This window comes from Streptomyces sp. NRRL F-4489 (assembly GCF_001509485.1).
In the GTDB taxonomy this organism is placed as follows: Bacteria; Actinomycetota; Actinomycetes; order Streptomycetales; family Streptomycetaceae; genus Streptomyces.
On sequence record NZ_LLZI01000065.1, the window covers coordinates 1 to 10,034 of the forward strand.

10 protein-coding genes are annotated in these 10,034 nt (G+C 74.9%); 8 read left to right on the forward strand and 2 right to left on the reverse strand.

The genetic code is table 11. The features are described 5' to 3' along the window. Window positions 1-324 precede the first annotated feature (324 nt). The 7 genes from ADL22_RS07765 to ADL22_RS07795 all read left to right on the forward strand — a co-directional run bounded on the left by ADL22_RS07765 (window position 325) and on the right by ADL22_RS07795 (window position 7,448). Complete coding sequence (locus ADL22_RS07765; RefSeq protein ID WP_066975087.1) at window positions 325-1,551, forward strand: S1 family peptidase; 1,227 nt, start codon at window positions 325-327, stop codon at window positions 1,549-1,551. Window positions 1,552-1,718: 167 nt separating this feature from the next. Further along, a complete protein-coding gene (locus ADL22_RS07770) occupies window positions 1,719-3,314 on the forward strand; it encodes an ABC transporter substrate-binding protein (RefSeq protein WP_066975089.1) in 1,596 nt (531 codons plus the stop codon). A gap of 38 nt (window positions 3,315-3,352) precedes the next feature. Continuing rightward, window positions 3,353-4,309 (forward strand): ABC transporter permease, encoded by a 957-nt coding sequence (locus ADL22_RS07775; RefSeq protein ID WP_234430588.1) that lies wholly within the window; start codon window positions 3,353-3,355, stop codon window positions 4,307-4,309. Continuing rightward, window positions 4,302-5,174: an ABC transporter permease gene (locus ADL22_RS07780; protein ID WP_066975093.1), complete on the forward strand. Its 873-nt coding sequence runs from the start codon at window positions 4,302-4,304 to the stop codon at window positions 5,172-5,174. The genes ADL22_RS07775 and ADL22_RS07780 overlap by 8 nt, the downstream gene beginning before the upstream one ends. A gap of 62 nt (window positions 5,175-5,236) precedes the next feature. Then, on the forward strand, window positions 5,237-6,172 hold the full coding sequence (locus tag ADL22_RS07785) for an ABC transporter ATP-binding protein (protein WP_079063924.1): 936 nt from the start codon (window positions 5,237-5,239) through the stop codon (window positions 6,170-6,172). Further along, the gene (locus tag ADL22_RS07790; protein WP_066975095.1) at window positions 6,156-6,836 is read left to right on the forward strand and encodes an ABC transporter ATP-binding protein; all 681 of its coding nucleotides are present in this window, start codon (window positions 6,156-6,158) and stop codon (window positions 6,834-6,836) included. Before ADL22_RS07785 ends, ADL22_RS07790 begins: the two co-directional genes overlap by 17 nt. Before the next feature lie 96 nt (window positions 6,837-6,932). Beyond that, window positions 6,933-7,448: an acyl-CoA thioesterase gene (locus ADL22_RS07795; protein WP_079063923.1), complete on the forward strand. Its 516-nt coding sequence runs from the start codon at window positions 6,933-6,935 to the stop codon at window positions 7,446-7,448. Window positions 7,449-7,487: 39 nt separating this feature from the next. On the opposite strand, the gene ADL22_RS07800 is transcribed toward ADL22_RS07795, so the two are convergent. Then, entirely contained in the window at window positions 7,488-8,477 is a 990-nt protein-coding gene (locus ADL22_RS07800; protein ID WP_066975100.1) for a helix-turn-helix transcriptional regulator, read from the reverse strand. 93 nt (window positions 8,478-8,570) lie between these two features. Here ADL22_RS07800 and ADL22_RS07805 point away from each other — a divergent pair, with 93 nt between their 5' ends. Then, window positions 8,571-8,969, forward strand: coding sequence for a VOC family protein (locus tag ADL22_RS07805; protein WP_066975102.1), 399 nt, complete (start codon window positions 8,571-8,573; stop codon window positions 8,967-8,969). Between the two features lie 15 nt (window positions 8,970-8,984). On the opposite strand, the gene ADL22_RS07810 is transcribed toward ADL22_RS07805, so the two are convergent. After that, entirely contained in the window at window positions 8,985-9,770 is a 786-nt protein-coding gene (locus ADL22_RS07810; protein WP_066975104.1) for a DeoR/GlpR family DNA-binding transcription regulator, read from the reverse strand. Between the last annotated feature and the right edge of the window lie 264 nt (window positions 9,771-10,034).

The following is a 10,034-nucleotide window of genomic DNA, read 5'->3' on the forward strand; positions in this document are numbered from 1 at the left end:
CCACCCCGGGGGGCGCCCCCCTGCCTACCGGGCGCCCGCCCCCCGCCTGACGGGCATTCAGGTGCCCCGCCTCCCGGATGGCGGGCGGCCGAGCAGGGGACGTTCCGCGCCGCCCCGGGCGGTGCCCCGGGCCCGACCGGCCCGCGCACGGCGGGGACTTGAGCACGTCCGGCCGGCCGCCGCCGGGCCCCCGCCTGCCGCCGTTCCCCGTGCCGCCCGCCCCGGTGTCAACCAGTCTCGACTAGGGCCGATCCATGCACCCGCCCCGCCCGGTCCGGCCCGGCGCCGGACCGGCGGGTTCCCGACACCGCGAGGAGACCCCCGATGGAACGCCGCATTCGCACGGCCGCGCTCTGGACCGCGGCCGCGGCCGCCGTGCTGGCCGCCGTCGCCCCGAACGGCCCGGCGCGGGCCCTGCCGCACGACGGCCCCGGCCCCCGGCCCACCCCGCGCGGCATGCTCGACGCGATGCGCCGCGACCTCGGCCTCTCCCCGGCCCAGGCCCGTACCCGGCTCGCGCAGGAGGCCGAGGCGCAGCACGCCGCCCTCGCGGTGCGCCGGGCCCTGGCGGCGCCGCCCGCCGGGATGTGGTTCGACAAGGCGTCCGGCCGGCTCGTCGTCGCGGTCACCGGCCGGGCCGACGCCCGCCGGGTCCGGGCCGCCGGCGCGGTGCCCAGGACCGTCCGCCACGACCGGGCGGCGCTGCGCGCGGTGGTGCGGCGGATCACCGAACGGGCCGGCCGGGGCGTCCCGGGCGTCACCGGCTGGGGCATCGACGAGCGCGCCAACGGGGTGGTGGTGCGGATCGACCGCGCCTCCCGCACCGGCCGCACCGCCGGCTTCGAGGGCGACCTCCACCGCATCGCGCTCCGCTCGCGGGTCCCGGTCACCGTCGAACGCGGCGACCAGGCCCCCCGCCAGCAGAACGGCACGGTCATCGGCGGCGAACGCTGGATGCCGGGCGCCGACGGCATCTGCTCGATCGGCTTCTCGGTGACCGGCCCCGGCACTTTCCGCGGCTTCCTGTCCGCCGGCCACTGCACGCTGAAGGCCAACCAGCCGGCGTTCGGCAAGGACGGCAGCCGGATCGGCACCTCCAACCAGGGCGGTACGCACAGCGTCAACGCGTACGAGGGCGACTTCGGCCTGGTCACCGTCGACCAGCCGGGCTGGCAGCTGAGCCCGTGGGTGGCCGGCCAGGGCGGCAGCCCGGTCGCCGTCACCGGCGCGCAGGAGGGCATCGTCGGGATGTCGATCTGCCACTCGGGCCAGACCAGCGGCTGGCACTGCGGCGAGATCACCCGCACCGACCAGACCGTGGACTACGGCAACACCGTCATCTCCGGCCTCTCCTTCACCAACGCCTGCTCCGCGGCGGGCGATTCGGGCGGTTCGTACGTCACCCAGCCCGGCGCCCCGAAGGCGGTGGGGCTGCACTCCGGCGGCGGCGCGGCGACCTGCGAGACCGGCGGGGCCACCGTCACCATCTTCCAGCCGGTCGGCGAACCGCTGCGCAAATGGGGCCTGAAGCTGGTGACCGGCACGCCCTGAGCGGCATCCCCACAGCCGCCCCCGGCCCGGTTCCGGATGGCCCCCGTTCCTGAGCACACCGGGGCCATCCGGGACCGGTTCATGACCACACCTTTACGACTGTTTTAATGGCAACCGCTCCTGCGAGCTGTTCGCAACAACGGTCGATCTCCAAGAAGGGTGTGGGCATGACGTCCCGGTCCATACGGCGAGGCGCCACCACGGCGCTGGCGGTCACGATGGCGCTCACCGCGGCGGCCTGCGCCGCCCCGGACACCGGCCGGGGCAGCGGCAAGCCCGCCGACACCGCCGTCGTCGGCATCGCCTACGAGCCCGAAACCCTCAGCCCTCTCCTCGGCTACGGCAAGGACGGCAACTCCAAGATCTTCGACGGGCTGCTCACCCACGACGCGCGGATGCGCCTGAAGCCCGCGCTCGCCGCCGAGCTGCCGAAGGTCACCGACGACGGCACCACGTACACCTACACCCTCCGCCAGGGCGTCACCTTCAGCGACGGCAAGCCCTTCACCGCCGACGACGTCGTCTTCACCTACGACACCATCCTCGACGCCAAGACCAACAACGCCTCCAAGGCCGAACTCGACGCCCTGGAGAAGGTCGAGAAGAAGGACGACCGGACCGTCGTCTTCCACCTGAAGTACCCCTACGCCCCGTTCGCCGAGCGCACCGTCCTGCCCATCGCGCCCCGGCACATCGCCGGCAAGCAGGACGTCAACACCGGCTCCTTCACCACCCACCCGGTCGGCACCGGCCCGTACGTCCTGACCCAGTGGTCCAAGGGCGAGAAGCTCACCTTCACCGCCAACCCCCACTACTGGGGCGGCGCGCCCAAGGTGAAGCACTTCACCATGGCGATCATCAAGGACGACGACGTCCGCGCCACCCGCCTGCGCTCCGGCGACCTCGACGGCGCCATCCTGCCGCCCGAACTCGCCGCCACCTTCAAGGGCGACAAGCACCGCACCACCCTCGCCGCCAAGACCTTCGACTACCGCAACGTCACCCTCCCCACCGCCAACCCCGTCACCGCCGACCGCGCCGTACGCCAGGCCCTCGACCTCGCCGTCGACCGCCAGGCCATGGTCAAGGGCATCCTCAGCGGCGCCGGCAAGCCCGCCTACGGGCCGGTGCCCACCGACAGCCCGTGGTTCGCCAAGGGCACCGAGCGCCCCCACGACCTGAACAAGGCCGAACGCCTCCTCGACGACGCCGGCTGGACCAAGGGCCCCGACGGCGTCCGCGCCAAGGACGGGCAGCGCGCCGCCTTCACCCTCTGGTACCTCTCCGGCGACAAGCTCCGCCAGGAGCACGCCCTCGCCTTCGCCTCGGACGCCAAGAAGGCCGGCATCGAGGTGAAGGTCGAATCCGGCACCTGGGAGGCCATCGAACCCCGCATGAAGCAGGACGCGGTCCTCGCCGGCGGCGGCAGCCCCGCCGACCCCGACTTCGACCAGTACCTCCTGCTGCACTCCTCGCTCGCCGGCGACGGCTTCAACAACATGTCCCGCTACGCCAACAAGACCATCGACGAGCAGCTCGTCACCGCCCGCCGCACCGACGACCGCCAGGCCCGCAAGGCCGCCTACGACACCGTCCAGCGCGAACTGGCCAAGGACCCCGCCTACATCTTCCTCACCCACATCGACCACCTCTACGTCACCGACGACCGCTGGCGGGACCTCACCACCCAGGTCGAACCGCACGACCACGGCCTGGCCTCCGGCCCCTGGTGGAACGTCGAGGACTGGCAGCCCAAGAAGTGACCGCCCGCCCCGCCCTCCCCTGGGGGCCGATGGCGCGGATGACGGCACGGCGGGCCCTGACCGCCGTGCCCGTCCTCCTCGCCGTCACCCTCGGGGTCTTCGCGATCGCCGCCGCCTCCCCGTTCGACCCGGTCCGCGCCTACGCCGGCACCGCCGGCCTCACCGCGTCCCAGGAGAACCTCGACCAGATCCGCCACAACCTCGGCGTCGACCAGCCCCTCCTGGCCCGCTGGTGGCACTGGCTCACCCACGCCCTGACCGGCGACCTCGGCGACTCCGCGACCCTGCGCGCCCCCGTCTCCCAGGTCATCGGCGAACGCCTCGGCTGGTCCGTCCTGCTGTGCGCCCTGGCCTTCGTCCTCGCCGTCGCCGCCGGCACCGCCCTCGGCGTACTGGCCGCCCGGCGCCGCGGCGGCCTCCTGGACCGCGCCGTCACCGCCACCGCCTACGTCCTCGAAGCCGCCCCGCCCTACTGGCTCGGCCTCCTCGCGGTCTGGCTCGGCGCCCTCCAGCTCGGCGTGCTCCCCGCCGGCGGCCTCACCGACACCGGCAGCACCACCGCCACCGCCGGCCAGATCGCCCGCCACCTCGCCCTGCCCGTCCTCGTCCTGGCCGCCTCCCAGCTCCCGTGGTTCGTCCTGTACGTCCGGCAGGGCGTCGCCGACGCCCTCGACGAGGACCCCGTACGCGGCGCCCGCGCCCGCGGCCTGCGCGAACGCACCGTCCTGCGCCACCACGCGCTCCGCTCCGGCCTGCTGCCCGTCCTCACCCTCATCGGCTCCCGCGTGCCCGAACTCATCACCGGCGCCCTCCTGGTGGAGACCGTCTTCAGCTGGCCCGGCATCGCCGCCGCCACCGTCCAGGCCGCCACCGCCGTCGACTTCCCGCTGCTGGCCGCGCTCACCGTCCTGGCCACCGCCGCCGTCCTGGCCGGCAACCTCCTCTCCGACCTGCTGTACGGACTCGCCGACCCGAGGGTGGGATTCGATGGCTAGCACCACCGCCCCCGCCGCCCGCGCCCGCCGCGCCGCCGGCGCCCGCCACACCCTCCGCCTGCGGGCCTCCGCCGCCCTGCTGGCCGCCCTCGTCCTCGCCGTCCTCCTCGTCCCGCTGCTGTTCCCCCTGGACCAGCAGGCCGTCGACCTGGCCGGCAAACTCCGCCCGCCGTCCGCCGCCCACCCCTTCGGCACCGACGAGGTCGGCCGCGACCTGCTGCTGCGCTGCGTCTACGGCCTGCGGGTCTCGCTCCTCGTCGGCGTGGTCGCCGCACTGACCGCCACCGTCCTCGGCACCGCCGTCGGCGCCCTGGCCGGCGCGCTCGGCGGCGCCGCCGACCGGGCCGTGATGCGCCTGGTCGACCTCTTCTCCTCCGTACCGCACCTGCTGCTCGGCATCTTCATCGTCGCGATGTTCCGGCCCGGCGTCTGGCCGGTGATCCTCTCGGTGGCGCTCACGCACTGGCTGTCCACCGCCCGCATCGTCCGCGCCGAAGTCCTCTCGCTGCGCGCCCGCCCCTACCTCGACGCCGCGCTGACCGGCGGCGCCTCCCGGTGGCGGATCACCGTCCGCCACCTGCTGCCCGCCGTCCTCCCGCAGGCCGGACTCGCCGCCGTCCTGATGGTGCCGCACGCCATCTGGCACGAATCCGCGCTGTCCTTCCTCGGCCTCGGCCTGCCCGCCCACGAGGCGAGCCTGGGCATCATGGCCAACGCCGCCCGCAGCTCCCTGCTGGCCGGCGACTGGTGGCCCACCCTCTTCCCCGGCCTGTTCCTCATCGTCCCCACCCTCGCCGTCGCGGGCCTGGCCGGCGCCTGGCGGGAACGGCTCAACCCCCGCCGCCGATCGGAGCTGACGCTGTGACCGCCGCCCGCCCCGCCGCCGCGCCGCTGCTCTCCGTCCGCGGTCTGACCGTCCGCTTCCGGATGCCCGGCGGCCGGACCGTCGCCGCCGTCACCGACGCCGCCTTCGACCTCGCCCCCGGCGAATGCCTCGTCCTGGTCGGCGAGAGCGGCTGCGGCAAATCCGTCCTCGCCTCCGCCCTCCTCGGCCTGCTCCCCGGCAACGCCGACGCCACCGGCACCGCCCAGCTCAGCGACGACCGCGGCCGCACCGACCTGCTCGCCGCCCCCGAGGCAGAACTCGCCCGCTCGGTCCGCGGCCGCCGGATCGGCCTCGTCCCGCAGAGCCCGGCCGCCCACCTCACCCCCGTCCGCACCGTCCGCGCCCAGCTGGAGGAGACCGTACGGGAGCTGACCGGCACCCCGCGCGGCCCCGGACTGCGGGCCGCCGCCGAACGCACCGCCGCCCGCGCCGCGTTCCCCGCCGACCACCTCGACCGCTACCCCCACCAGCTCTCCGGCGGCCTCGCCCAGCGCGCCGCCACCGCCCTCGCGCTGGCCGGCGACGCGCCCCTGCTGCTCGCCGACGAACCCACCACCGGACTCGACCGCGACCTGGTGGACCGCACCACCGACGAACTCCGCCGCCACACCGACGCCGGCCACGCCCTGCTGATGATCACCCACGACCTGGTGGCCGCCGAACGCGTCGCCGACCGGGTCGCCGTGATGTACGCCGGCCGGATCGTCGAACTCACCGGCGCCGCCGCCTTCTTCGGCACCCCCGGCCCCCGCCACCCCTACGCCCGCGCCCTCCTCGACGCCCTCCCCGACCGCGCCTTCACCCCCATCCCCGGGATGCCCCCGGAACTCGGCGACCTGCCCGCCGGCTGCGCCTTCGCCGCCCGCTGCGACCGCGCCACCCCCGCCTGCGCCACGCCGCCCGCCCCGCGCGACGGCGTCGCCTGCCACCACCCGGTGCCGCCCGACAGGGAGACCGAGCATGCTCGAACTGCGTGACATCACCGCCGGATACGACCGCCGCGCCCCCGTCCTCCGGGGCGTCTCCCTCACCCTCGCCCCCGGTGAGGCGGTCGGCCTGCTCGGCCCCAGCGGCTGCGGCAAATCCACCCTCGCCCGGGTCGCCGCCCTGCTGCACCGCCCGGACGCCGGCACCGTCGTCCTCGACGGCACCCCCGCCCGCGGCTGGCGCCACCGCGCGCCCCGCGACCAGCGCACCGCCTTCGGCGTCCTCTTCCAGCAGCCCCGGCTCTCCGCCGACCCCCGCCTGCGGCTCGCCGACCTGATCGCCGAACCCCTCCGCGCCACCGGCCGCAAAGCCGAAGTGCCCGCCCGCACAAGGGAGTTGGCGCCCCTCGTCGGCCTCGGCGACGACCTGCTCAGCCGCCGCCCGCACGAGGTCAGCGACGGCCAGCTGCAACGCGCCTGCCTGGCCCGCGCCCTGGTCCTGCGCCCCCGCTGGCTGATCTGCGACGAGATGACCGCGATGCTGGACGCCTCCACCACCGCCGCCCTGGTGGCCGTCGTCGAGACCTACCGCCGGGAGAGCGGCGCCGGCGTCCTCGCCGTCGGCCACGACCGCACCCTGCTGGAACGCTGGTGCGACCGCACCGTCACCTGGACCGAACTCGCCCCGGCCACCGTGAATCCCGTCGCGCCCTGATCACCGATGCCTACGATGGGGCGCACGGGGCCCATGGGGCCAAGGGCGCTTACGGGGGCGAGAGCGCCCACGGGGCAGGGGACGGGAGGAACGGACATGAGCGAAGCGACGAAGCCGGCGGGTGCGGCGAGCGGGGTGTCTGCGGTGAGTGCGACGCGTACGGCGAGCACCGCCGCGGAGACCGCCGCCCCCGCGCCCTTCGCCGTCCCCGTCACCGTCCGCGGCTACGAGACCGACACCCAGGGGCACCTCAACCAGAGCGTCTACCTCCAGTACGCCGAGCACGCCCGCTGGTCCGCCCTCCACGCCGCCGGCCTCCCGCAGACCCGACTGGTGGCGCAGGGCATCGGCCCCGTCACCCTCGAAACCACCATCCGCTACCTGCGCGAACTCCGCGCCGGCGACGAGGTATCGGTCAGCTGCCGGTTCGTGTGGGGCGAGGGGAAGACGTTCGTCATCGAGCAGACCGTCCGCAAGGCCGACGGCACCCGGGCCGCCGAGATCACCGCCGTCTGCGGCATCCTCGACCTCACCGCCCGCCACCTCGTCCCCGACCCCCGCGCGGCCCTGCGCGAACTGGCCGCCGAACCGGGGGCGCTGGGGCTGGCGTAGGCCCCTGGGCGCGCCCCCCATGACAGGGGTTCCGCGCGGTCAGGCCCGGCGGGCGCAGGACGCGAGGCGCTCGGCGAGCGCGGTGACGAGGTCGCGGAGTTCCTCGGGGCGTTCGATGACGAACGGCCGGTCGAGGGCGGCGAGGACCGGAGGCAGCCAGTCGAGCCGCTCCGCCCGCAGTTCGACGCGGAACCAGCGCTCGGCCGCCCGGTCCTCGCCGGCCGCGGGCTCGTGCTCGTCCAGGCTGGCGACGCTCGCCGGGAGGTGGGCGCGGATCTGCTCAACCGTCCCGTGGATCCGCACGGCCACCTCGTGCCGGTACGCGGCCGCGGCGAACCCCGACACCACGCGCTGCGCCGGACCGGGACCCTCCGGCGCTTCGAAGGAGCCGGGCAGGGTCCGCGCGTCCGCGATGCGGTCGAGCCGGAAGGTCCGGTCCTCACCGATCCGGGGGTCGCTGCCCGTGACGTACCACCGGCCGGCATGGGCGACGATCCCGTACGCGTGCAGGGTGCGTTCGCTGCGCCGTCCCTCAGTGTCGGTGTAGCGGATCGAGACGGGCCGGTGGTGGCGCACGGCGTCGGAGATCGTGAGCAGGACGCCGGCGTCCGGGGCGTCGAACTCGCCGGCCCCGTCCGTGAAGGCCAGGGCTTCCAGGAGGGTGTCGAGCCGGCGCGCGAGGTGCTGGGGCAGCACCCGCCGGATCTTCGCCGACGCCGTCTCGCTCGCGGTGCGCTCCGCCGTCGCCAGCCCCGCCCGGCGGCCGGCGACCAGGCCGAGCAGGACGGCCAGCGCCTCGTCGTCGCTGAGCATGAGCGGCGGCAGGCGGTACCCGGGGGAGAGCCGGTAGCCGCCGTAGCGGCCGCGCACCGATTCCACGGGCACGCCGAGGTCGAGCAGCTGGTCCACGTACCGGCGCACGGTGCGCCCCTCGACGCCGAGCCGGTCGGCGAGTTCGGCCACCGTCCGGGTGCCGCCCGACTGCAGCAGCTCCAGGAGGGTCAGCACGCGGCCGGTGGGTCGGGACATGTCCGCAGCCTAGCGCCGATACCGGACCGATTCCGTCCGCTATTTCTCCTAGCCTCCGACGTGCACCCCTCCAGCACAGCCAAGGAGATTCCCATGGACTTCGTCTCGATCCGCGTCATCACCGGCGACGTGGCGCGCCTGGTCGGCTTCTACGAGCGCGCCACAGGGGCGCGGGCGGCGTGGGCCACCGAGGACTTCGCTGAACTCCGGACCGCGGGCGCCACCCTCGCGATCGCCTCCACCCGCACCGTCCCGCTGTTCGCCCCCGGTTCCGCCCGCCCGGCGGACAACCGCAGCGTGATCATCGAATTCCTCGTCGACGACGTGGACCGCGTGCACCAGAACCTGACCGGCTTCGTCACCGATGTCGTCAACGAGCCCACCACGATGCCCTGGGGCAACCGGTCGCTGCTGTTCCGCGACCCCGACGGCAACCTCGTCAACTTCTTCACCCCCGTCACCCCGGCGGCCATCGAAAAGTTCGCACGCTGACACCGCACACCGCCGTCACCCGCCCCGCACCCCCACCACCCGCACCTCCGTACCCCCCGCCCGGATCGCCCGGACCTCCTCGGCCGGCAGGCCGTCGTCGGTGATCAGCAGGTCGAAGCCGGTCAGCGGCGCGAGCGCGTACAGCCCGTCCTTGCGGAACTTCGTGTGGTCGGCGACCAGCACCCGCCGCGCCGCGCTCTCCATCATCGCCCGCTTGACCAGCACCGTTTCCGGCGACGTGTGGTAGCAGCGGCCCTTGGCCACCGCCGTCGTCGACAGGAACAGCACATCCGCCCGGTACGCCCGGACCGCGTCCGCGGTGTGCACCCCCATGAACGCGTCGTACGCCGGGAAGTACGCCCCGCCCAGCGTGATCAGCGAGATGCCCGGCTCCCGCGCCAGCGCGGTGGTCGCCGCCAGCGAGTTGGTCAGCACCGTCAGCGGCGCCCGCCCGGGCAGCTCGTGCGCCAGCATCAGGCAGGTGGTGCTGTCGTCCAGCAGCACCGTCTGCCCGGGCGCCAGCAGCTCCGCCGCGGCCCGCGCCAGCAGCCGCTTGGCCGCCGCCATCGTCGCCATCCGCTCCGCGACCGTGCCGTGGAACTGCGCCGACGGCAGCCCCGTCGCCCCGCCCCGCACCTTCCGCAGCCAGCCCTGCGCCTGCAGCGCGTCCAGATCCCGGTGCGCGGTCATCAGACTGATCCCGAACTCCGCGACCAGCTCCGACGTCCGTACGAACCCCCGGGAGACCACCGACTCCCGGATCCGGCGCCGCCGTTCCTCCTGGGCCTCGACCCGGTCCATCGCCCCGTTACCTCCGCTTCGCGCCGCGGCCACCCGAGTGAGGGCGCCGCGTGATGTTCACACGAAGGTAACGCGGCGCGCCCGGTGCGCGTGCCCACCGCAAGCCGCTCCGCGCCGACGCATCACGGCAGGTCCCGGCCGCGATGGGAAGATTCCGGCCACCCTTGACGCCCGTTTCACCCCGGCGGTTGCATCACCGCGTCGTCCCCCGGCCCGCGGACCCGCCACCCCTCCCGCCGGCCCGGACCCACCCCCTCCGCACCC

Coding starts and splice junctions, on each gene's coding strand:
- ADL22_RS07765 (WP_066975087.1), top strand. CDS start 325: ATGGAACGCCGCATTCGCACGGCCGCGCTCTGGACCGCGGCCGCGGCC.
- ADL22_RS07770 (WP_066975089.1), top strand. CDS start 1,719: ATGACGTCCCGGTCCATACGGCGAGGCGCCACCACGGCGCTGGCGGTC.
- ADL22_RS07775 (WP_234430588.1), top strand. CDS start 3,353: ATGACGGCACGGCGGGCCCTGACCGCCGTGCCCGTCCTCCTCGCCGTC.
- ADL22_RS07780 (WP_066975093.1), top strand. CDS start 4,302: ATGGCTAGCACCACCGCCCCCGCCGCCCGCGCCCGCCGCGCCGCCGGC.
- ADL22_RS07785 (WP_079063924.1), top strand. CDS start 5,237: ATGCCCGGCGGCCGGACCGTCGCCGCCGTCACCGACGCCGCCTTCGAC.
- ADL22_RS07790 (WP_066975095.1), top strand. CDS start 6,156: ATGCTCGAACTGCGTGACATCACCGCCGGATACGACCGCCGCGCCCCC.
- ADL22_RS07795 (WP_079063923.1), top strand. CDS start 6,933: ATGAGCGAAGCGACGAAGCCGGCGGGTGCGGCGAGCGGGGTGTCTGCG.
- ADL22_RS07800 (WP_066975100.1), bottom strand. CDS start 8,477: ATGTCCCGACCCACCGGCCGCGTGCTGACCCTCCTGGAGCTGCTGCAG.
- ADL22_RS07805 (WP_066975102.1), top strand. CDS start 8,571: ATGGACTTCGTCTCGATCCGCGTCATCACCGGCGACGTGGCGCGCCTG.
- ADL22_RS07810 (WP_066975104.1), bottom strand. CDS start 9,770: ATGGACCGGGTCGAGGCCCAGGAGGAACGGCGGCGCCGGATCCGGGAG.